Source organism: Kitasatospora sp. NPDC058492 (assembly GCF_042720685.1).
Classification (GTDB): Bacteria; Actinomycetota; Actinomycetes; order Streptomycetales; family Streptomycetaceae; genus Kitasatospora.
This window is the reverse complement of record NZ_JBHXMU010000045.1, coordinates 39,131-58,449: the sequence shown is the minus strand read 5'-3', so window position 1 is coordinate 58,449 and position 19,319 is coordinate 39,131. Positions and strand designations below refer to the sequence as shown.

Below are 19,319 nucleotides of genomic sequence, written 5' to 3'. Positions count from 1 at the left end.
CGTCGGGTTCGGCCGATCCGGGGGTGGCACCCGCGACCCGCGGCGCGAGGTTCCGGGCGTGGATGCTGGAAGGCCTGTCGGACATGGCCAAGCAGCACCCCGGCCCGCACGCCGAGGCGCCGCACGTCAAGGGCCAGCGCTGGTGGCGGGTGATGTGCCTGACCGGCCTGGACTACTTCTCCACGCTCGGCTACCAGCCCGGCATCGCCGCCCTCGCCGCCGGCCTGCTCTCGCCGCTGGCGACCATCGTGCTGGTGATCGTCACCCTGCTCGGCGCCCTGCCCGTCTACCGGCGGGTCGCCCAGGAGAGCCCGCACGGCCAGGGCTCGATCGCGATGCTGGAGCGGCTGCTGTCGTTCTGGCAGGGCAAGCTCTTCGTGCTCACGCTGCTCGGCTTCGCGGCCACCGACTTCATGATCACCATCACCCTGTCGGCCGCCGACGCGACCGCGCACCTGGTGGAGAACCCGCATCTGCACAGCGTGCTGACCGGCAAGCAGGTGACGATCACCCTCATCATGGTGGCCCTGCTCGGCGGGGTCTTCCTCAAGGGCTTCAGCGAGGCGATCGGCATCGCCGTCGTCCTGGTCGCGGTCTACCTCGCGCTGAACGTCGTGGTGGTGACCAACGGACTCTGGCACGTGCTGAAGGCCCCGCACGTCGTCGGCGACTGGACCGACGCGCTCACCGCCGAGCACGGCAACGTGATCGCGATGATCGGCGTCGCACTGATCGTCTTCCCGAAGCTCGCGCTCGGCCTGTCCGGCTTCGAGACCGGCGTCGCCGTGATGCCGCACATCGAGGGCGACCCGGACGACACCGAGGAGAAGCCCACCGGCCGGATCCGCGGCGCCCGCAAGCTGCTCACCACCGCGGCCGCGATCATGAGCTGCTTCCTGATCACCACCAGCCTCATCACCACCCTGCTGATCCCCGCGGACGCCTTCAAGGCCGGCGGCCAGGCCAACGGACGGGCACTCGCCTACCTCGCCCACCAGAACCTCGGCAACACCTTCGGCAGCGTCTACGACCTGTCCACGATCGCCATCCTCTGGTTCGCCGGCGCCTCCGCGATGGCCGGACTGCTCAACCTGATGCCGCGCTACCTGCCCCGCTACGGCATGGCCCCGCACTGGGCCCGCGCGGTGCGCCCCACCGTGATCGTCCTCACCCTGATCGCCTTCCTGGTCACCTGGCTGTTCGACGCCAACGTGGACGCCCAGGGCGGCGCGTACGCGACCGGCGTGCTGGTGCTGATCAGCTCGGCCGCCATCGCCGTCACCATCGCCGCCCACAAGTCCGGGCAGCGCCGCAGGACGGTCGGCTTCGCCGTGATCGCCGGGGTCTTCCTCTACACCACGGCCGTGAACATCGCCGAGCGGCCGGACGGCGTCAAGATCGGCGGCTGCTTCATCGCCGGCATCATGCTGGTCTCCTTCCTCTCCCGGCTCAAGCGGGCCTTCGAACTGCGCGTCACCGACGTGGTGCTCGATGTCGTCGCGGAACGCTTCGTCCGGGACTACATGCACCGCCCGCTACGGCTGATCGCCAACGAGCCGAACAGCCGGGACCTCGCCGAGTACCGCGACAAGATCCGCCAGATCCGCGCCGACAACGACATCCCGGTCGAGGACGACCTGGTGTTCGTCGAGGTCACGGTGCTCGACCCGTCCGACTTCGAGGCCGAGCTGACCGTGCGCGGCGAGGTGCTGCACGACCGCTACCGGGTGCTGACGCTGCAGAGCTCCAGCGTGCCGAACGCGCTGGCCGCCCTGCTGCTGCGGGTCCGGGACCTCACCGGGCAGCAGCCGCACATCTACTTCGAGTGGACCGAGGGCAACCCCTTCGCCCAGTTCCTGCGGTTCTTCCTGTTCGGGCAGGGCGAGATCGCCCCCGTCACCCGCGAAGTCCTGCGCGAGGCCGAACCGGACCGCAGCCGCCGCCCGGCCGTCCACGTCGGCTGACGGCACCTCCCCGCCGAACGGGTCGGCCGTCTGCGCCTCCTGCTCAGTGGCAGTCCAGGTCAGTGGCAGTCCGGGTCGTCCGGGTCAGCGGCTCGGGTGGGACTTGCTCCAGGCCGGGGCGACGAAGGCCACCAGGGCGACGGCGAAGCCGAGTTGGAGAAGGTGCCGGATCCAGTCGATGCCCGAGGTGTGGCGGACGCCGATCCATCCGGAGACGGCGTTGCCGAGCCAGGCCCCGGCGGCGCCGAGCAGCATCGTCAGCCACCAGGGGATCGACTGCGGCCCGCGCAGGATCAGCTTGGCCAGTACGCCCAGCACGAAGCCGATGAGCAGAATCCACAGGAGCTGGAACATCGCAGTCCACCTTCCGGGCGCCGCCGGACTGACACCGGTGCGCCGAATCGCCGAGACGCGGTTCGTCCCATGATCGCCCGGATCGGCCGAACGGGCACGTCGGGAGCTTCTACGGCTCCGGCCGCACCTGTTCGGTCCTGAGCTTCACCGAGGACTCCTGGCGGCCAGCCCTCAGCGTTCCAGTGCCGCCTCGACGGCCTCGCGGACGTCCGGGTGCGGGTCGTTCGCGAGGCCGTCGAGCAGGGCGGCGACACCCGGGGTGGACCAGCCGGCGACGGCCCACACCAGTTCCTCGCGCACGGCCGGGTCCGGGTGGGCGGCCAGCCGGGCGAGGCGGTCCAGTGGGCCGCGGCGGCGGCGCCCGAAGCTCTGCAGGGCGGCGAGCAGTTCGGCGGGGTCGCCCGGCTCGCCGGCGGCCTCGATCCGGGCGAGCAGGACGGGCACGGGTGGCGGCGGGGCGTCCAGCGGGTGCTGGTGGCGCTCGCGCAGTCGACGGCTGCCGTACCCGCCGACGGGCTGGCAGCCCATGCAGGGGCAGGGCCGGGTGCCGTGGGCGTTCGGCTGGTAGCGCCAGCCGGAGACCTGCGGCACGCCGCGGATCCGGTGGACCTCGCGGGCGCCCACCGCGCGCGGCACGAACACCTCCCAGCCGCGCGGGTCCGCCAGTTCGGCGATCCGCCGCACCGCCTCGGCGGCGGGCACCCACTGTTGGGCGTCCCTCGCGCGGTCCCGGTAGTGCCCGGCCAGCACCTGCTGTGCGTCGTCCAGCCGGAGGTGCACCGCGACCAGCGAGCCCCCGGTGCCGAACCGGGCCAGTTCGCGCAGCCACTGGTGGGTCAGCGGGTACGAGGGCAGTACCGGGAAGCAGTACAGCCCGCGCACCCCGCCCTGCCCCCGGCTGTCGGCCCGGATCCCGGCGCGGCGGATCCGCGGCGCGTTCGCCGCGGTGGTCAGGTGCACGAACATCGCCATGGCCCGGGATGCTAGCGGCTGGCCGAACGCGGGCCCATCGGATTTCCTCGGGAGACGGGGCGGGGCGGGGCGGGAGGCAGGGCAGGAGGCGGGGCGGGAGGCGTCAGGCGGTGCCCGTGCGGCGGGTGATCAGGGCGGCGAGGCCGTCCAGGATGCGGTCCAGGCCGAAGTCCAGGGCCTGGTCGCGCCCGTCCTCGCCGGTCATGGCGGCGGCCAGGGCGGGGTAGCGGTCGGCGTGCTGGTGCACCAGCGTGCCGAGGGCGGTGAGGAGTTCGGCTTCGGGGGAGCCGTCGGGCCCGGCGGCGCGGGACTGCTGGGCGATGCTGCGGACGTGTCCGGCGAGCAGGACGGCGGCGTCCATCCGCTCGGGGCCGGTCAGTCCGTGGCCGTCGAGGGCGGTCACCACCCGTTCCAGCCAGGTGAGTTCCTTCGGGCCCATCACCCGGGGGCCGACGGTGGCGTCGAGCAGCCATGGGTGGCGGCCGAACGACTCGGTCAAGTGGTGTGCCCAGGCGGTGAGTTGGCCCCGCCAGTCGTGGGCGTGCCGGTCCTGCGGGGGCTCGCCGACGGCGGCCTCGACCATCAGGGCGACGAGTTCGGCCTTGCCGGGCACGTAGCGGTAGAGCGACATCTTGGTGAAGTCGAGCAGCCCGGCGACCTTCTGCATCGAGACCGCGCCCAGGCCTTCGGCGTCCGCGATCTCGACGCCCGCCGCCGCGATCCGCTCCAGGCTGAGGGCCGGTTTCGGCCCGCGGGTGGGCTTGGCCGGGGGGCCCCAGAGCAGCCGCACCATGTCGTTCGCCGCCTCGCTCACATTCCGCTCCCGTTCTGGGGGTTGCTCGTCCGACCTAACTGCGTCTACCGTACACAGCAGCAAACAGTATCCACTGGACACAGTTTTTCGATCCTCTCGGACGGAGTGGTTTCCCATGAGCACCAAGGTCCTGATCTCGGGCGCGAGCATCGCCGGCCCCGCCCTGGCCCACTGGCTCGGCCGGTACGGCTTCGAGGTCACCGTCGTCGAACTCGCCCCGGCGCTGCGCGGCGGCGGCCAGAACGTCGACTTCCGCGGCCGCACCCACCTGACGGTGCTGGAGCGGATGGGCGTCCTCGACGAACTGCGCGCGCTCGACACCGGCGGCAGCCCGATGACCTTCCTCGGCGCCGACGGCCGCCGACTCCTGCACCTGCCCGCCGAGTTCGCGGGCGGCGAGCTGGAGATCCCGCGCGGTGAACTCGCCCAGCTGCTGTACCGGCACAGCCGCGCCCGCGCCGAGTACGTCTTCGGCGACTCCATCACCGCCCTGGAGGAGACCCCGAGCGGTGTGCGGGCCGCCTTCCGGCACGGCGCGCCGCGCGAGTTCGACCTGGTGATCGGCGCCGACGGGCTGCACTCCAACGTCCGCCGGCTCGCCTTCGGCCCCGAGCAGCGCTACGTCCGCCACCTCGGCTACTACGCGGCCACCTGGCAGTTCCCCAACGACCTCGGCCTGCCGCCCGGTTCGGTCGGCCTCAACGTCCCCGGCCGGCTCGCCTCGATCGGCGCCGACCACCGCGACCCGGCCCGCGCGGGCGCCTTCTGCCTCTTCGCCTCGCCCGAACTGCGCTACGACCGCCACGACCCGGAGCAGCAGAAGGCCCTGGTGCGGGATGCCTTCTCGGGCCTCGGCTGGGAGGTGCCGCGCCTGCTGGAGAGCCTGCGGCACGCCCCCGAGCTCTACTTCGACTCGATCAGCCGCGCCGACGTCCCCACCTGGTCCAGCGGCCGGATCGCCCTGCTCGGCGACGCGGCCTGCGGCGCCACCATCGGCGGCATGGGCACCGGCACCGCCGTGGTGGCCGCGTACGTCCTGGCCGGCGAACTGGCCCGCGCCCGCGGCGACCACCGCACCGCGTTCGCCCGGTACGAGCAACTGCTGCGCGGCTACGCCCAGGGCTGCCAGAAGGGCGGGGACCGCACCGGCCCGTTCCTGGCGCCGCGCACCGCCACCGGCCTGCGCGTGCGCAACGGGCTGCTGAACCGGCGCTGGGTGCTGAACCGGATGCTGGAGCTCGGGAAGCAGGTCTCCAGCGTCGAGCTGCCGGACTACGAGCTGCCGAAGGGCGGGCTGCCGGACTACGAGCCGCTGGAGAGCGAGCTGTCGGAGAGCGAGCTGCCGAAGTGCGCGCGCGAGTCGGCCGGTCGGTTCAGTGCGGCGGGCTGATCCGGGCGCCGCCGTCCAGGGCCGCCTCCACCTGGACGGCCGCCCGGGCCGGGCGTTCGACGGCCAGCGTGTGGTCCGGGGCGGGCCGGTCGGCGGACCAGTCCGGGCCCTTGACGGCGAGCCGGGTGACCCGCCGGCTGCCCGCCGCGAGCAGGAACTCCGCCCCCTGCGGGGAGCGCCACCAGGCCCAGCCGACGACGTCCTGCTCGAACCGGCTGCACGCCCGCCCCGGGCCGCCGCCGGTGCGCTGCGGGCCGCGGGCGGTCGGCAGCAGGACGGCGGTGGCGGCGCTGCCCTCGCCGGTCCATCGGTCGGCGCGCAGGCAGACCCAGGACGCCGAGCCCGCGTTCTGCGGCAGCGGCTGCACCGCGAAGGCCCACAGGTTGAGCTGTTTGACGCCCGGCGTGCCGTCCGGGACGGCGCAGCCCGCGCGGGCCCAGGCCAGCAGCGCGTCCTGGCCGGTGGCCTCGCGCGGCTCGCGGGCCGGCTGGGTGCGGTCCGGTGGCGGGGAGTAGGTGAGGTGCGCGGGGACGAGTCCGCCGAGGTCGGTCAGCAGGAAGGCGTGCTTCTCGGCGATGGCGGGGGAGGAGTGCAGCTGGAGCACCGTGGCGCCGTGGCAGTCCGCGAGCCCACCGCCCGGGACCGTCGCCGTGACCCCGTCAGGGTGGTCCAACGGCCGTGCGGGGGAGTCGGGTTGGTCGATCCGGCGGGTCTCGGCGGCGTCCACCCAAGGGGCCAGCAGATAGCGCACGGCGGTGCCCTGGCGGCGCAGCACCACCGCGCCCGCCGTGGTCACGTCCGAGTCGTCGGCCCGGGCGAGGTCCAGGCCGCCGTCGCGCCCGTCGGTGTAGCGGGCGAGCCGCCGGCCGTCGAACAGCACCACCACGGCGGCGCCGTCGACCGTCCCGGCGAACAGCAGGGCGGGCGGGGCGACGGGCGGCGTGGCGTCCACACCCGGCTCGGCGCGGGTCTGCGGGCCCGGCCGCTCCCAGGCGGCCAGGGCGCGGCCGAGCAGCGCGCCGTCGTCGCGGCGGTCGCCGCGGGCGGGCCAGGCGGTGAAGTCGACCCGCGCGGTGTGCTGCCACCGGTCCGGCTCGACCCGGGTCAGGCGGGCCGGGTCGGCCGCGGTGCCGGACGGGGCGGGCGCGGGGCGGCCCACGGGCGCGGCCGGCCCGGAGTCGGCGACCACGGCCGCCGTCGTGCTGAGTCCGAGCAGGCCGACCAGCAGCACGGCGCTCCACGTCCGGCGGCGGCGCAGCAGGTCGGTGGGCTGGACCCGCACCGCGCACGGGTCGAAGGCGGGCGGCTCCGGGTCCGCCCCGCCGGTTACACCGGCCGCCGCCGCGACGGCCTCCTCGGGGCGCTCGACCCCGGCCTGTCGCAGCACCCCGGCCGCCTGCTCCGGCGTCAGCCCCTCCACCGCGCGCAGGGCGAAGGCCGCCCGGGCGGGGGCGTCGAGCGCCGCGAGCGCGTGGTCCAGCGCCGCGTCCTCCTCGCCGCCGTGCGGGGTGAACAGCCGCAGTCCCCAGATCCGGGGAGCGGGCAGCCGCCGCGCGGGGTGCGTCCGCAGCGCTGCGCGCAGCACCCGCAGGCGCAGTGCGGCGTACACCGGGTCCTCGTCCGCCGCCGGCGGACCGGCCGGGCGGGTCCAGCGGGAGGGAAGGGCGCGCTGGACGGTCGCGTGCGCGGCCAGCACCCGGCTGTGCCGGTCCCGGTCGGCGGGCAGCGCGAGGTACGCCAGCCGGGCCAGCCTGCGGTAGTGGCGCACCAGCGCGGCCTCGGCCTGGGCCACCGGGCGCGCCGCGGCGCCCTGCGCCGGCGATGCCGCGCCCATCGTCCGTCCTGCCAACGGGCCCTCCCCGGATGCCGTGCGTGCTGTCGTGGTGGACGGTCCAACGAGTCGATCATGTGATGGTTGCGCCGTCCGGGTCGCCCGGTCGCCGGGTCGGTGCGTTGCCGGGTCGGTGGGTCGGTGGTTTCGGCGAGGCGCCGGGTCGACGCCCCGCCGGTTCGGGGGTGTCGGTTCGGCACGGTGTCGGATCCGCGTTCGGCGGGCGGGCCCAAGGTCCCGCCCGTTCAGCCCCTTGGCCCCTGGCGGCCCGTGCCGCCGGGCGCGATGCTGCCGGTACCGGCCGGGACGATCCGTGCCCGGCCGCAAGAGTGTCGTGGACGAGGTGAACCGGCGTGCGGCATGCCACCGTCGAATCAGTGATGACCAGCCCTGTGGTCCGGGTCGCGCCCGAGACCGGTTTCCGGGAGATCGTCGCGCTGCTGACCGAGTACGACATCACCGGGGTGCCGGTGGTGGACGCGCAGGGGCGGCCGCTCGGGATCGTCTCCGAGGCCGACCTGCTGCGCACGCTGGCCGCGCAGGAGGATCCGGGCGCGCTGCTGCCCGCCCCCGAGGCGGCGCCGGCCGGCCCGGGCGGTGCCGTGACCGCGGCCGACCTGATGACCGGGCAGCCGGTCTGCACGACGCCCGGAACCAGCGTGGTCGCGGCGGCCCGGCTGATGAGCCGGCACGGGCTGAAGCGGCTGCCGGTGCTGGACGAGGACGGACGGGTGACCGGCATGGTCAGCCGCGGGGACCTGCTGCGGGTGTTCCTGCGCGAGGACGTGGTGATCCGGCGGGAGATCGTCGAGGAGGTGCTCGGCCGGATCGACGGGGTGAGCCCGGCGGAGATCGGCGTCGAGGTCGATCAGGGCCGGGTGGTGCTCAGCGGTACGGTGCCCGAGCCGTACCTGGTCCCGATCGTGCTCAACCTGTGCCGCTCGGTGGACGGCGTGGTCTCGGTCACCGACCGGCTCGGTGCGGGCGGGGCGGCCGCTCCGGTGGGCTGATCCGTCGATCCTGCGATCCGACCGCTGTGCGCTGCCCCGGCCCGGGCGGTTCGCTTCGCATACTGCGGAGCGTATCGGGTAACTCACCCTGTGTGCCCGGCGGGTCGAACTGCCGGGGAGGCGGAGCACAGGGGAGGCGGCCGTGGCAGTCGTGTTCGACGCGGACTTCACTTCGACCAGACAGTGGACCGCCGGGCGCAGCAGTGCTTACCCCCGGATGGGGCCGACCAACCGGAGCGACCACAAGCTCGACTACCTCGGCCGCGGCTACTGCCCGGGCGGCGTGTTCAGCGCCACCCGGCGGCTCGTCGGCGGGCTCTGGACGTGCAACCTGCTCACCACCGAGGGCAGTCCGGACGGCTTCCAGGCCCGCACCGGCGACCAGCTGTCGGCACGCATCACGCTGCCCGTCGGGCTGGGTGCCTGGCCGGCCGTCTGGACCTGGCGGGACGGCGGCAACGAGGTCGACCTCTTCGAGTACCACCCCGACCACCCTGACCTGTTGGAGTTCTCCAACCACGTCCGGGGCGGGTACCGGTACTGGCACGGCGCCGGCTCGGGGATCGCGCCCGGGTCGACCTTCGACCTGCGGGTCGTGCTCGGCGCGAACTCGGTGGACTGGTACGTCGAGGACGAGCTGGTCTACGCGGACCTGCACGGGGTCGGTCCCGGCTGGCAGGCGTACCTGATCGTCAACCTGTCGGTCGCGGACGGCACGTACCACGACCGGCCGCCGCTGCAGGGGCCGGACCGGCTCAGCTGGGTCTGCCACAGCCTTCAGGTCGAGCGCTGAGCGTCCCGCCTCACGGGGCGAAGGTGGCGGTGACCGGGCCGCGCGGGCCGGAGCGCTGGAACCAGACCGTCCGGCGGTGCGCGCCGATGTGCGCGGGGTGGGCCACGTACAGGTCGTCGCGCGGGGCGCGTTCGTTGCCGGGGGCCAGGGCCGCGTCCACGGCGCGCGCGGCGATGGCGTGCAGCAGGGCGGTGGCGGTCGCTTCGGCCGCGGGCGGTGCGATGGCGAGCGCGGTGAGTTCGGCCCAGAGCGCGGTGGAGACGTAGCTGATCGGGGAGTGGCCGAGCGCGGGGTGGGGGCGATGGTCCCCGTGGCGCCGCAGCACCCCGGCCGCGACGAGCTGCTCGGGCGAGCGGTCGTCGGCCGGTGGGTGGTGGTTCATGGGCGGCAACGCTACCCCGGTGGGCCGGGCGCTGAGCGCCGGAACGTTTTCTCAGGCTTTCTTCAGGGCGCTTCGGCCCGGTGCGGGCGCACGATGGTGGTGAGGCGCTGGTCACCTCGGCGGGCCCCGGCTGCGGGGCCGGAGGAGGAGGTCCCCATGAGGTACTGGCACGGACACGGCCACGTCCTGGGTGGCTGGGGCATCGGTGTGATGGCGGTCTTGACGCTGCTGGTCCTGCTGGTGCTGGTGCTCGCCGCCATCGCCCTGTTCCGGTACGTGTCGCGGTCGCGCCGGCCTTTGCCGTACGGCCCGGCGGGTCCGGGTCCGGGTCCGGGTCCGGGTGCGGCGGGTCCGGGTTCGGGCTCGGCGGCTTCGGGTGCGGCGGGGCCGGGGTGGGGCGCACCGCACGGCGCGGCGGCCGGGCCGACGCCCGAGCAACTGCTCGCGGAGCGGTTCGCACGTGGCGAGATCGACACCGAGGAGTACCGGCACAGGCTCGACACGCTGCGCTCGGTGAACGGGCCGGGTGACGGCTGAGCCGGGGCGCAGGCGGGCCCGCCACACGGTGGTGCGTGTGGCGGGCCCGCCTGCGGTGGCGGCCTGGCCGGCGTTTGCGCAGCCCGTTCGGCCTGCGCGGTCTACTCGGCGTGCGTGGCCTGCTGGGCCTATTCGACGACCAGCTCGACCGGGATGTTGCCGCGGGTGGCGCGCGAGTACGGGCAGACCTCGTGCGCCTGCTTGACCAGCTGCTCGCCGGTCCCGTCCGCGAGTGCCTCGGGCAGTTCGACGCGCAGCACGACGGCCAGGCCGAAGCCGGCGCCGTCCTTGCCGATCGACACCTCGGCGGTGACCGAGACCTCGCTGGTGTCGACCCGGGCCTGGCGGCCGACCAGGCCGAGGGCGCTGGCGAAGCAGGCCGCGTAGCCGGCCGCGAACAGCTGCTCGGGGTTGGTGCCCTGGCCGCTGCCGCCGAGCGCGGGCGGCATCGCGAGCGCGAGGTCCAGCTGTCCGTCGGAGCTGACGGCGCGGCCCTCCCGGCCGTTGGCGGTGGCGGCTGCGGTGTAGAGCGCGTCCATGGTCGGGTTCCCTTCGTGTGTTCCGGCGGCCGCCCGGGCCGCCCTCTGGAGATAAGTAGAGCACGCAATTCAATTGCGCACAACTGAATGGCGTGAGGGTGATCGGTACCATGGAGCCATGACCACGCTCCCCGGCATGGCGGACGAGGAACTGCTCCGCCTCGACCAGCAGATCTGCTTCTCGCTGAACGCGGCCTCCCGCGCCTTCGGCGGCGTCTACCGGGTGCTGCTCCGCGACCTCGGACTCACCTACCCCCAGTACCTCGTCCTGCTCGTGCTCTGGGAGGACGGCGACCTGCCCGTCAAGCGGATCGGCGAGCGCCTGCGGCTCGACTCCGGCACGCTCTCCCCGCTGCTCAAGCGGCTTGAGGCGGCCGGACTGGTGCGGCGCGAGCGCAGCCCGGAGGACGAGCGGTCGGTCACCGTCAGCCTCACCGCCGAGGGCTCCGCCCTGCGCGAGCGGGCCGGCCGGGTGCCCCGCCGGCTGTTCGACGCGACCGGCCTGCCGGTCGAGGACCTGGCCGCGCTGCGCGTACTGCTGGAGCGGGTGACCGCCGCGCTGGACTCGGCGGTGGTGGAGCCGGCGCCGTAGTCGCGGCATCCGCCCTGTCAAGTCGGGCGGTCCACGGTCTGTGACGTGGGTCACGTGCGTCTGGGTCCCGGGCTCCTGTCGGGGCCGAACCGGCAGGTCAGCGCCGGTTTTCGAAAGTGAACGGAAACGGTCGCCAATTGTCCGCCCGATCCGGTCAACAACCCGGGCCGCCCGGACGGTTACACCACGAGCCCCCAGGGGCCGTCGGCGTGCCACCCGGTGGGCCGGCCAGCTGACCCACGAAAGGGGGGCGCGTGTGCTGAACACCCCCGGGCCGGGCGAGAAGCGGGACCTGCGGGCGGACCCGCTCGGCGCGCTGCCGGCCGACTTCGAGGCCTTCTTCACCCGCGAGCACCCGGGCTACCTCCGGTACGCCCAGCAGCGCCTGCGACATCGCGAGGACGCGCAGGACGCCGTCCAGAACGCGGGCGCCACGCTCTACAAGAACTGGCGCCGCGCCCTGGCCAGCGCCGACCCGCAGGCCTTCGCCTTCAAGATCGTCAAGGATGCGGTGGTGGACCTCCTGCGCGAGCGCCGCCGTGCCGAACGCAAACGGCTGCGCGTCATCGCGCAGCGCCGGCCCGACACCAGCCAGGACGAACTGGACCAGCTCGCCGAACTCGACGCGCTGGACTGGGCGATGGAGGAGCTCGCGCGCGCCGCCCCGGTCCAGGCCGACGTCGTCCGGCTGCGCCAGGCGGGCCTGTCCTACCCGGACATCGGCCGCAGCCTCGGCATCGCGCACACCACCGCCCGCACCTACTACAGCCTCGGGCGGCGCCACCTGGAGTACCTGCTGGAGCAGCCGGACGACGGGCAGGCGCCGTGAAGGTCACCGAACTGCTGCGGGCGGACGCCGCCCTGCTGGAACGCGAGTTCCGCGACCACGACCCGGCCGCCTTCACCCGTCGGCTGGCCGAGCGGCTCGCCGCCGCCCGCCGGCCCGCGCCACCCGCCCGCGAACGCCCGGCCCGCCCGCCCGCGAACGCCCGGCCGCCGCACGCCTTCGGCGAGCCCCCGTGGGCCGGCGGCCGGACCGAGCTCCGCCGCGACCTACGGCACCTGTGCGCCACCGTGGCGGGCGCGGTGGACCCGGCCGAACTGGCTCTGGACCTCGAACTCGCCGAGAAGACGGCCTTCCGCACCCTCGGCTGCCTGCTCTACGGGATGGGCCGCACCGCGGACGGCGTCTTCTGGTGGCGGATCGCGACGCAGTACGGCGACCAGCTGGCCGTGCACTGCCTGGCCGTCCACTACGCGGCCGAGGGCGAGACCCGGGACGCGGCCCGCTGGGCCGCCCAGGCCGAGGACCTCAGCGCCCCCGGCCACCTGCCCGCCCTGGCCCCGGACGCCGGGCCGGGCGGCGCCGCGCAACTGGCGCGGGAACTGGCCGAGCGCTACGACGGCGAGATCCTGCTGACGCTCAGGGACGTGCTGGCGGTGCGCCCGGGGGCGGACGGCGGACGCCTGGGCCTGCGGTCGGTGCGGGGGAGAGGGGTGGTGCGCATCCGGTGAGCCGGGCGGTGGGGCGGTGGGGCGCTGGTGGGTGGAGGGCGGTGGTGGTGGCAGCTGGGCGGCCGCCGCCCGCGGGCTCACGCGAGCCCCGTGATGGCGTCGCCGACGTACTCGGCCCCGATCACGGCCAGCACGGTGGTCGTGATCGCCGTGCTGTGGGTGGCCAGCCAGGCCTTCCACTCCCCGAGGGTCCGCGCCGAGCGGTCCCCGCGGAGCAGGTGGACCGCGAGCGGAAGCAGCGTGCACAGCGAACCGATCAGCACCATCAGCGCGGCGGCCACCACCGTGCCCCCGACCCCGGCCGTACTGGCGGCGATCGAGGCCGCGCCGCCGACGGCCAGTGCCAGGTTCTTCGGGCCGGTCGTGACCAGGGCCACCGCGAGACCGGCCGACCGGCCCGCGCTGAAGCGGCCCACCACCCGCATCCACTTCGGCGGCGCGGTGACATGCCCCGCGCGGGGCCGGTCGCGCCACTGCTTCGCGGTCATCAGGACGAACAGGACGCCCAGCGCGAGCTCCAGCCAGTACGGCCAGGTCGGCCGACCGCCACCCGAACCCAGTGCGCTGCCCGCCGCCACCACGACCGCCACCACCGCCGCCAGGCCGACCGCCCAGCCGGCCGCGAAGGCGAGCGCGATGGTCCGCCCGCGCGGTGCGGCCAGCATCAGGACCACCGCGACCAGCGCCGGCGGGCTGATCGCGAGGCCCACCGCCGACGCCAGCATCGAACCGACCGCCTCGCCCATCCCGCTCCCACCTCCTCGCCGTCGCCCGGGCTCGCCCGGCGCAGCCGCCGTCAGCGCCCGTCCGGCGCAGCCGCGGTTCGGGCTCGTCCCGTGAAGCCGCTGCCCCGGGGCGTCCGGTGAAGCCGCTGCCCCGGGCCTGCTCCGCCGGGCACACGTCTGCCCCATTCAGCTACGCCCGGGGCCGCCGTGCACGGCCGGGACCGCTGTGCGGGTGAGGCCCGGGGGCTCAGGCGCGGAACGGCCGTCGTTCGACCGGAACCGCCGAGGGCCGCCGCACCGGTGCGGTGCGGCGGCCCTCGGACGTGGTCACGGCAGCGGATCAGTCGTTGCCCGACTCGATCGCGGCGCTGTCGAGCGCGGTGGACTTGGCCGCCAGCGCCTCGGCGTCGGGGCCGGCGGCGGCGATCGGCGCCGCCCCGCCGGGCGCCAGCTCGCCGATCAGGCCGCTCCACGGCGCCAGCTGGCCGTGCACCGCGTACTGCTCCAGCTTGCTGCGCGAGTCGGCGATGTCGAGGTTGCGCATGGTCAGCTGGCCGATGCGGTCGTCCGGGACGAACGCGGCGTCGACGCTACGCTCCATGGACAGCTTCTCGGGGTGGTAGCTGAGGTTCGGGCCCTGGGTGTCGAGCACCGAGTAGTCCTGGCCGCGGCGCAGTCGCAGCGTGACGCTGCCGGTGACCGGCTGGCCGACCCAGCGCTGCAGGCTGTCGCGGAGCATCAGCGACTGCGGGTCGAACCAGCGGCCCTCGTACAGCAGCCGCCCGAGCCGGCGGCCCTGGGTGTGGTAGGTGGCGACGGTGTCCTCGTTGTGGATCGCGTTGAGCAGCCGCTCGTAGGCGGTGTGCAGCAGCGCCATGCCGGGGGCCTCGTAGATGCCGCGGCTCTTGGCCTCGATGATGCGGTTCTCGATCTGGTCCGACATGCCCAGGCCGTGGCGCCCGCCGATCCGGTTGGCCTCGTGCACCAGCTCGACGGCGTCGGCGAACGCCCGGCCGTTGATGCGGACCGGACGGCCGAACTCGAACTCGATCGTCACGTCCTCGGTCTGGATCTCGACCGCCGGGTCCCAGAAGGCCACGCCCATGATCGGGCTGACGATCTCCATCGAGGTGTCCAGGTACTCCAGCCGCTTGGCCTCGTGGGTGGCGCCCCAGATGTTGGCGTCGGTGGAGTAGGCCTTCTCGGCGGAGTCGCGGTACGGCAGGTCGCGCTCGGAGAGCCAGGCGGACATCTCCTTGCGGCCGCCGAGCTCGGTGACGAACCGCTGGTCCAGCCACGGCTTGTAGATCCGCAGGCTGGGGTTGGCGAGCAGACCGTAGCGGTAGAACCGCTCGATGTCGTTGCCCTTGTAGGTGGAGCCGTCGCCCCAGATGGAGACCTCGTCCTCGCGCATCGCGCGGACCAGCAGGGTGCCGGTCACGGCGCGGCCGAGCGGGGTGGTGTTGAAGTACGTCTGCCCGGCGGAGCGGATGTGGAAGGCGCCGCAGGCGAGGGCGGCCAGGCCCTCCTCGACCAGCGCCGCCCGGCAGTCGACCAGCCGGGCCTGCTCGGCGCCGTAGGCGCGGCCGCGGGCCGGGACGTCGGCGAGGTTCGGCTCGTCGTACTGGCCGATGTCGGCCGTGTAGGCGTAGGGGACGGCGCCGTGCTCGCGCATCCACGCGACGGCGACGGAGGTGTCCAATCCACCGGAGAATGCGATGCCGATCCGTTCACCGACCGGCAGCTTGCTCAAGACCTTCGACATGCATGCACCCTTGACCCGCGAGGCGCGGGCTCCTGACTTAGCGACGTGTGAGGGGATTCGGCGTATCCGATGCCCGCACTCTGGCATAGGTTTGCAGAGTACCGCAAGAGCATACGATCGGCTCGGCGAGGGGCGGCCGCTCCTGTTGCCGCCCCCCGCCGTGGCCGATCGGTGGTCGCCGTGCCCCAACCCGGCTTTCTCCCAGGCGCGTTGGGAGGTCGTATGCCGGGGCGGGGGTCAGGAGGCGCTGTCGGCGTCCGGCCCCTGGGCGCGCAGGCGGCGGACGTTCTCCAGCGACTCGCGCAGTTCGGTGAGCCAGGTGTCGGAGTGGCGCTGCACCAGGCGGACACACCAGGCGAGCGCCTCGCTGCGGCTGCGGGCGACGCCCGCCTCCACCAGGGTGTCGAGCACCTGCCGTTCGGGCTGGCGCAGCCGGGTCATGACGGGGGCGGAGACGGTGGTGAACATGCCCCTCAGGTCGCCGCACTCGGCGCCCCAGGAGACCTTGCGGCCGTAACGGCGCTCGGCCTCCCGGGCGACGGCGATCCGGGCGTCCCTGGTCCGGTCGCGGAACTCGGCGATCCGGCCCTCGAGCGCCGCTTCGCGCTCGGCGTCCGATGCTGCCTGGTCGAGGACGGGTTCGGTGATGCGGCCGACGACGGTGATCTCTTCGCGGTCCGCGGTGATCTCGACGAGATCGGTGAACAGGTCGGCGGGGAGGCGGCCGGTGAACCACCCCCGGAGCTCTTCGGGTGAGGTTGTAATCATGTAATCAGCATTACTCGGGGTGGGGGTGATCGCAAGACCCCGGGGAGGAACGTCGGGAGGAACGCCGGAGGAACGGCGGAGGGTCGTCAGCGCGTGGCGGAGACCGGCACCCGGGCCCGGGCCCGCGCCCGGCCGCGCAGCCAGGGCGTCCGGGCGGCCAGCGCGCCGAGGCCGAGCGCCACCAGGTGCCCGGCGTCGGCCAGTTGCTGGTCCAGTGCCCAGGTCACGGCCAGCCCCAGCCCGAGCGCGGGCAGCCCGAACCGGCGCAGCGGAGCCGGGCCCAGGGCCAGCAGGCACCCGGCGGTGCCGACCAGCCCGTAGCTGATCCCGACGTCACGCGCGCGGGACAGCGCCCCCGGGATCCGGGCGGTGAGCATCACCCACATGGCGCCCTCGGTGAGCAGGGTGGCGCCCAGGTGCCCGAAGACGAAGACCGCGCCGGCCCGGGCCGGGCCCCAGCGCCACTCGGCCAGGCCCAGCACCACGGCCACCGCCGCGATGCCCGCCCAGGCGGGCACCCCGTCGACCACCAGCCCGCTGGTGAACATCGTCCACCACTTGCCGACCTCCATGTGGTGGACGTTGCTGCTGTTGTGCCGGACGAACCGGGCCCGGGCGCCGTGGCTCTGGCCGGCCAGCCAGCAGGCCGTCGCGGTCAGCAGCAGCACGTACACCGTGGTCAGCCGCAGCCGCAGCCGCAGCCGCAGCCGGTCCGCCACGCGCAGCGCCGGGTGCCGCGCGCCGGCGCCGGCGTCGATACCTGCAGGTGCGGTCGTCGTGCCGCGCTCGCTCATCGTGCCCGTCGCCCTCGCTGTGCGGTCCCGGTGGTGCCGCCCGGCGGCCCCCGGCGGCCCGTTCCGGGCGGTCAGAGCGTCAGCGTACGCCAGCCCCGGGTGATCTCCTCGCCGACCGAACTCGCGTTCGGCGCCGGGCTGCCCGGGACCGGAGCGGCCGTCAGCAGCTCCAGCAGTGCCGCGCCGTCCGCCGGGTGCCCGGCCGGGTCGGCGTTCAGTGCGCGGACCACCACGGTGGCCGGCGCCGGGTCCAGGGCGTGGGGGGATGCGGGAGACTGTCCGCGAGACCCGGTCACCCGAAGGGCGCAGCGCGTCGACGCGCCCGGAGGCGCCCCGGGTGAGGGTGAAGGGAACCGTCGAGGAGGCGCCGATGACCGGTGGCACCACCAACGCGCCCGGACACCGGCGCCCCTGGTGGGCACGCCTCGCGCACGCGGTCTGGACCTACGTCCGCCGGGCCCCGGGCACCTACGTCTGGCTGGCGATCCTGCTCGCCACCACGCAGGTGATCCGCCACGTCGACACCGCGACCGCCGACCGGATCCTGGAACGGCGCTCGACCAACCTGCACCACCTCCAGGTCTCGCCGGTGCGCGTGCTGATCACCAGCGCGCTGTGGATCGCGGGCGGCGGGTGGCTGAGCTACTTCCTGCTCTACAACCTCTTCCACGTGCCCGCCGAACGCTGGCTCGGCACCCTGCGCTGGATCTCGGTGGCGATGATCGCGCACGTCGGCGCGACCTACCTCAGCGAGGGCCTGCTCGGGTGGGCGATCCACCGCGGCATCGCCCCGCCGAGGGCCGTCTACACCCTCGACTACGGCGTCAGCTACGTGCTCGCCGGGGTGGTCGCGGTGCTCACCTATCTGATCGTGCGGCCCTGGCGGTACCTGTACGTGGCCGGTGTGCTGGTCTTCTACGGCCTGGGCGTCGCGCAGAGCCGGGACTACACCAGCATCGGCCACTTCAGCGCCGTGCTGATCGGCCTGGCCTGCTACCCGCTGACCCGGGACCGCCCGGGCTCCTGGGACCCGGTCGCCACGGGCCGGCTCGTCCGAGGGCGGCTGCGCCGGCGTTGACGGTGGTGGCGATGGCAGCAGTGATGGTGGCGGTGGCGGCGGTGGTTGGTGGCTGCGTCGTGGTGGTGGTGGCGTCGACGGATCAGCGGGTGCGCGGGGGGCCCGGGGCGGGCGCGCCCAGGTAGACGTTCAGCGGGGGCTCCTGGGCCAGCACCGCCCCCGCAGTGACGGAGAAGGTGATGGCGGCGCAGAGCACGATCAGCCAGGACAGCCCCATCAGCACCAGGCCCAGCGAACCATACTGGGCCAGCGCGCGGTTCAGCGCGTCCGGCATGTAGATCCGGGCGGTCAGCGAGAGTGCGGTGGCCGCGGCGGCTGTCAGCAGCGCGCCGGGCAGCAGCGGCAGCCAGCCGACCCGGGCGCTCAACAGCAGGTGGGCGGTCCACCACCAGACGACGAACGAGGCGGTGAAGGTCAGCGGCAGGCCCAGCCAGAAGCCGGCGCCGAAGCCGTCCCGCAGCGGGCCCTGGAACAGCAGCACCGCCAGCCAGGTCACGATCCACAGCAGCCACCGCCAGGCCGCCACCTTGGTCCCGGCCTTCGGTAGCCGCCAGGCGTGCTCGCAGACCCGGGCCACCGCGCGGCTGCAGCTGGTCGCCGACAGCAGTGCCATCAGCACGCCGATGAACCCGGTGGTCTGCCGCAGGTCCCCGGTGCCGTACAGCGACTGGTGCAACTGCTGATCCGTGGCGCCGGAGATGCCGAAGAGCGAGCGGAGCGAGGCGACCATCTGGTCCCGCACGCCGGTCGGGGCGAACGCGGCCACCGCGAACAGCAGTGGTACGGAGGTCAGGAAGATCTGGGAGGCCATCCGGGTGGCGGCGTCCAGCAGTCCGGGGGAGAGCATCCGGGCCGTCAGCTCGGTGATCACGGGGAAGCGCCGCTCGGCCTCGGCCCGCGCTCGCTCCCACCGCCCGCGCCCCCGGGCCAGCCGCTCCCCCCAACGGCCGGCGGCCTCCCTCACCGACCTCATCTCTCGGTCCTCCCGCAGCGGGGCAACGATCCGCCCCAGTCAAGGCCAGCCCGGCCCGCCCCGCCACCGGAGGTGTCCGTCCGCAGGCTGGCGGGTGGGCGGCGTCGGGCGTCTGGGGTCGGGGCCGGGTAGCGGGTGTGGTGTGGTCGTGGGTCTACCGTCGGGGCGGCGGGCTCGTGAGGCTCGTGGGGTTCCGCCCGATGAGGGTGTTGAGCACGTTGAGGGCCGCCTTCTTGCGCTGGGCCTTGCGCGACCAGACCGCCGGGCAGACGACCCCGAAGAAGAACAGCAGCACCACGACGAGGCTCGGGGCCGCCGAGATGATCGCGATGGTGTTGTTGCTCTGGAACCCGGCCGCGACCGGGCCAGCGCCGGTCGCGGCGACTCCGGCCGGAGCGAGCCAGCGGGGGCCCGGTGCGGGCGGTGCGGTGCCCGTGGCCTGGGCGCTTCCGCCCGACGCGGGAATCCCCGTACCCTCGTGCATGTAGTTCTCCGGGTGTTGATGGGGCTACGAGTGATGACG

General features: G+C 74.3%; 22 protein-coding genes. 9 read left to right on the top strand and 13 right to left on the bottom strand.

Going from position 1 to position 19,319, the window contains the following annotated elements; translation table 11 throughout:
• Window positions 1–62: 62 nt before the first annotated feature.
• Window positions 63–1,964: an amino acid transporter gene (locus ACFWPI_RS26810; protein WP_380378353.1), complete on the top strand. Its 1,902-nt coding sequence runs from the start codon at window positions 63–65 to the stop codon at window positions 1,962–1,964.
• A gap of 84 nt (window positions 1,965–2,048) precedes the next feature.
• Here the strand turns inward: ACFWPI_RS26810 and ACFWPI_RS26805 are convergent, their stop codons facing one another.
• The 3 genes from ACFWPI_RS26805 to ACFWPI_RS26795 form a co-directional block, all read right to left on the bottom strand.
• Window positions 2,049–2,318, bottom strand: coding sequence for a GlsB/YeaQ/YmgE family stress response membrane protein (locus ACFWPI_RS26805; protein WP_363582603.1), 270 nt, complete (start codon window positions 2,316–2,318; stop codon window positions 2,049–2,051).
• Window positions 2,319–2,489: 171 nt separating this feature from the next.
• Window positions 2,490–3,290, bottom strand: a complete 801-nt coding sequence (locus tag ACFWPI_RS26800) for a HEAT repeat domain-containing protein (RefSeq protein ID WP_380378350.1) — start codon at window positions 3,288–3,290, stop codon at window positions 2,490–2,492.
• A gap of 103 nt (window positions 3,291–3,393) precedes the next feature.
• Complete coding sequence (locus tag ACFWPI_RS26795; RefSeq protein ID WP_380378374.1) at window positions 3,394–4,083, bottom strand: TetR/AcrR family transcriptional regulator; 690 nt, start codon at window positions 4,081–4,083, stop codon at window positions 3,394–3,396.
• Between the two features lie 136 nt (window positions 4,084–4,219).
• On the opposite strand from ACFWPI_RS26795, the gene ACFWPI_RS26790 reads away from it, so the two are divergent.
• Window positions 4,220–5,494, top strand: a complete 1,275-nt coding sequence (locus ACFWPI_RS26790) for an FAD-dependent monooxygenase (protein WP_380378348.1) — start codon at window positions 4,220–4,222, stop codon at window positions 5,492–5,494.
• On the opposite strand, the gene ACFWPI_RS26785 is transcribed toward ACFWPI_RS26790, so the two are convergent.
• Complete coding sequence (locus tag ACFWPI_RS26785) at window positions 5,478–7,328, bottom strand: hypothetical protein (RefSeq protein ID WP_380378347.1); 1,851 nt, start codon at window positions 7,326–7,328, stop codon at window positions 5,478–5,480. The genes ACFWPI_RS26790 and ACFWPI_RS26785 overlap by 17 nt on opposite strands.
• Before the next feature lie 377 nt (window positions 7,329–7,705).
• On the opposite strand from ACFWPI_RS26785, the gene ACFWPI_RS26780 reads away from it, so the two are divergent.
• Together ACFWPI_RS26780 and ACFWPI_RS26775 are read left to right on the top strand one after the other, a co-directional pair.
• Window positions 7,706–8,335 carry a CBS domain-containing protein gene (locus tag ACFWPI_RS26780; protein WP_380378345.1) on the top strand — a complete coding sequence of 210 codons (630 nt, stop codon included), beginning with the start codon at window positions 7,706–7,708 and terminating at the stop codon, window positions 8,333–8,335.
• A 142-nt stretch (window positions 8,336–8,477) separates the two neighbouring features.
• Window positions 8,478–9,128: a beta-glucanase gene (locus tag ACFWPI_RS26775; protein WP_380378343.1), complete on the top strand. Its 651-nt coding sequence runs from the start codon at window positions 8,478–8,480 to the stop codon at window positions 9,126–9,128.
• Between the two features lie 10 nt (window positions 9,129–9,138).
• Here ACFWPI_RS26775 and ACFWPI_RS26770 read toward each other — a convergent pair whose 3' ends face one another.
• Window positions 9,139–9,510 (bottom strand): hypothetical protein, encoded by a 372-nt coding sequence (locus tag ACFWPI_RS26770; RefSeq protein WP_380343920.1) that lies wholly within the window; start codon window positions 9,508–9,510, stop codon window positions 9,139–9,141.
• Window positions 9,511–9,666: 156 nt separating this feature from the next.
• Here ACFWPI_RS26770 and ACFWPI_RS26765 point away from each other — a divergent pair, with 156 nt between their 5' ends.
• Complete coding sequence (locus tag ACFWPI_RS26765; RefSeq protein WP_380378341.1) at window positions 9,667–10,047, top strand: hypothetical protein; 381 nt, start codon at window positions 9,667–9,669, stop codon at window positions 10,045–10,047.
• Between the two features lie 128 nt (window positions 10,048–10,175).
• Here the strand turns inward: ACFWPI_RS26765 and ACFWPI_RS26760 are convergent, their stop codons facing one another.
• Entirely contained in the window at window positions 10,176–10,586 is a 411-nt protein-coding gene (locus tag ACFWPI_RS26760; protein ID WP_063350702.1) for an organic hydroperoxide resistance protein, read from the bottom strand.
• Window positions 10,587–10,704: 118 nt separating this feature from the next.
• Between ACFWPI_RS26760 and ACFWPI_RS26755 the strand changes: the two genes are divergently transcribed.
• The 3 genes from ACFWPI_RS26755 to ACFWPI_RS26745 all read left to right on the top strand — a co-directional run bounded on the left by ACFWPI_RS26755 (window position 10,705) and on the right by ACFWPI_RS26745 (window position 12,693).
• Window positions 10,705–11,178 (top strand): MarR family winged helix-turn-helix transcriptional regulator, encoded by a 474-nt coding sequence (locus ACFWPI_RS26755; RefSeq protein ID WP_063350703.1) that lies wholly within the window; start codon window positions 10,705–10,707, stop codon window positions 11,176–11,178.
• Between the two features lie 256 nt (window positions 11,179–11,434).
• Complete coding sequence (locus ACFWPI_RS26750) at window positions 11,435–12,007, top strand: RNA polymerase sigma factor (RefSeq protein ID WP_063350704.1); 573 nt, start codon at window positions 11,435–11,437, stop codon at window positions 12,005–12,007.
• Window positions 12,004–12,693 carry a hypothetical protein gene (locus tag ACFWPI_RS26745; protein WP_063350705.1) on the top strand — a complete coding sequence of 230 codons (690 nt, stop codon included), beginning with the start codon at window positions 12,004–12,006 and terminating at the stop codon, window positions 12,691–12,693. Before ACFWPI_RS26750 ends, ACFWPI_RS26745 begins: the two co-directional genes overlap by 4 nt.
• Before the next feature lie 77 nt (window positions 12,694–12,770).
• Here the strand turns inward: ACFWPI_RS26745 and ACFWPI_RS26740 are convergent, their stop codons facing one another.
• The 5 genes from ACFWPI_RS26740 to ACFWPI_RS26720 form a co-directional block, all read right to left on the bottom strand.
• Window positions 12,771–13,439, bottom strand: a complete 669-nt coding sequence (locus ACFWPI_RS26740) for a GAP family protein (protein ID WP_380376658.1) — start codon at window positions 13,437–13,439, stop codon at window positions 12,771–12,773.
• 319 nt (window positions 13,440–13,758) lie between these two features.
• Complete coding sequence (gene argG / locus ACFWPI_RS26735; RefSeq protein ID WP_063350707.1) at window positions 13,759–15,183, bottom strand: argininosuccinate synthase; 1,425 nt, start codon at window positions 15,181–15,183, stop codon at window positions 13,759–13,761.
• Window positions 15,184–15,420: 237 nt separating this feature from the next.
• A complete protein-coding gene (locus ACFWPI_RS26730) occupies window positions 15,421–15,951 on the bottom strand; it encodes a hypothetical protein (protein ID WP_363374777.1) in 531 nt (176 codons plus the stop codon).
• Window positions 15,952–16,037: 86 nt separating this feature from the next.
• Window positions 16,038–16,745: a rhomboid-like protein gene (locus ACFWPI_RS26725; RefSeq protein ID WP_380376663.1), complete on the bottom strand. Its 708-nt coding sequence runs from the start codon at window positions 16,743–16,745 to the stop codon at window positions 16,038–16,040.
• 71 nt (window positions 16,746–16,816) lie between these two features.
• Entirely contained in the window at window positions 16,817–16,978 is a 162-nt protein-coding gene (locus ACFWPI_RS26720; protein WP_380376665.1) for a hypothetical protein, read from the bottom strand.
• A 137-nt stretch (window positions 16,979–17,115) separates the two neighbouring features.
• On the opposite strand from ACFWPI_RS26720, the gene ACFWPI_RS26715 reads away from it, so the two are divergent.
• Window positions 17,116–17,823, top strand: a complete 708-nt coding sequence (locus tag ACFWPI_RS26715) for a rhomboid-like protein (protein WP_380376668.1) — start codon at window positions 17,116–17,118, stop codon at window positions 17,821–17,823.
• Between the two features lie 82 nt (window positions 17,824–17,905).
• On the opposite strand, the gene ACFWPI_RS26710 is transcribed toward ACFWPI_RS26715, so the two are convergent.
• Window positions 17,906–18,796: a ribonuclease BN gene (locus ACFWPI_RS26710; protein WP_380376671.1), complete on the bottom strand. Its 891-nt coding sequence runs from the start codon at window positions 18,794–18,796 to the stop codon at window positions 17,906–17,908.
• Window positions 18,797–18,950: 154 nt separating this feature from the next.
• Entirely contained in the window at window positions 18,951–19,280 is a 330-nt protein-coding gene (locus tag ACFWPI_RS26705; RefSeq protein ID WP_063350711.1) for a hypothetical protein, read from the bottom strand.
• Window positions 19,281–19,319: the final 39 nt, after the last annotated feature.

Bases quoted from the DNA above. Each gene is read 5' to 3' on its own strand.
- ACFWPI_RS26810 (WP_380378353.1), top strand. From the start codon at position 63: ATGCTGGAAGGCCTGTCGGACATGGCCAAGCAGCACCCCGGCCCGCAC.
- ACFWPI_RS26805 (WP_363582603.1), bottom strand. From the start codon at position 2,318: ATGTTCCAGCTCCTGTGGATTCTGCTCATCGGCTTCGTGCTGGGCGTA.
- ACFWPI_RS26800 (WP_380378350.1), bottom strand. From the start codon at position 3,290: ATGGCGATGTTCGTGCACCTGACCACCGCGGCGAACGCGCCGCGGATC.
- ACFWPI_RS26795 (WP_380378374.1), bottom strand. From the start codon at position 4,083: ATGGTGCGGCTGCTCTGGGGCCCCCCGGCCAAGCCCACCCGCGGGCCG.
- ACFWPI_RS26790 (WP_380378348.1), top strand. From the start codon at position 4,220: ATGAGCACCAAGGTCCTGATCTCGGGCGCGAGCATCGCCGGCCCCGCC.
- ACFWPI_RS26785 (WP_380378347.1), bottom strand. From the start codon at position 7,328: ATGGGCGCGGCATCGCCGGCGCAGGGCGCCGCGGCGCGCCCGGTGGCC.
- ACFWPI_RS26780 (WP_380378345.1), top strand. From the start codon at position 7,706: ATGACCAGCCCTGTGGTCCGGGTCGCGCCCGAGACCGGTTTCCGGGAG.
- ACFWPI_RS26770 (WP_380343920.1), bottom strand. From the start codon at position 9,510: ATGAACCACCACCCACCGGCCGACGACCGCTCGCCCGAGCAGCTCGTC.
- ACFWPI_RS26765 (WP_380378341.1), top strand. From the start codon at position 9,667: ATGAGGTACTGGCACGGACACGGCCACGTCCTGGGTGGCTGGGGCATC.
- ACFWPI_RS26760 (WP_063350702.1), bottom strand. From the start codon at position 10,586: ATGGACGCGCTCTACACCGCAGCCGCCACCGCCAACGGCCGGGAGGGC.
- ACFWPI_RS26755 (WP_063350703.1), top strand. From the start codon at position 10,705: ATGACCACGCTCCCCGGCATGGCGGACGAGGAACTGCTCCGCCTCGAC.
- ACFWPI_RS26740 (WP_380376658.1), bottom strand. From the start codon at position 13,439: ATGGGCGAGGCGGTCGGTTCGATGCTGGCGTCGGCGGTGGGCCTCGCG.
- argG (WP_063350707.1), bottom strand. From the start codon at position 15,183: ATGTCGAAGGTCTTGAGCAAGCTGCCGGTCGGTGAACGGATCGGCATC.
- ACFWPI_RS26730 (WP_363374777.1), bottom strand. From the start codon at position 15,951: ATGATTACAACCTCACCCGAAGAGCTCCGGGGGTGGTTCACCGGCCGC.
- ACFWPI_RS26725 (WP_380376663.1), bottom strand. From the start codon at position 16,745: ATGAGCGAGCGCGGCACGACGACCGCACCTGCAGGTATCGACGCCGGC.
- ACFWPI_RS26715 (WP_380376668.1), top strand. From the start codon at position 17,116: ATGACCGGTGGCACCACCAACGCGCCCGGACACCGGCGCCCCTGGTGG.
- ACFWPI_RS26710 (WP_380376671.1), bottom strand. From the start codon at position 18,796: ATGAGGTCGGTGAGGGAGGCCGCCGGCCGTTGGGGGGAGCGGCTGGCC.
- ACFWPI_RS26705 (WP_063350711.1), bottom strand. From the start codon at position 19,280: ATGCACGAGGGTACGGGGATTCCCGCGTCGGGCGGAAGCGCCCAGGCC.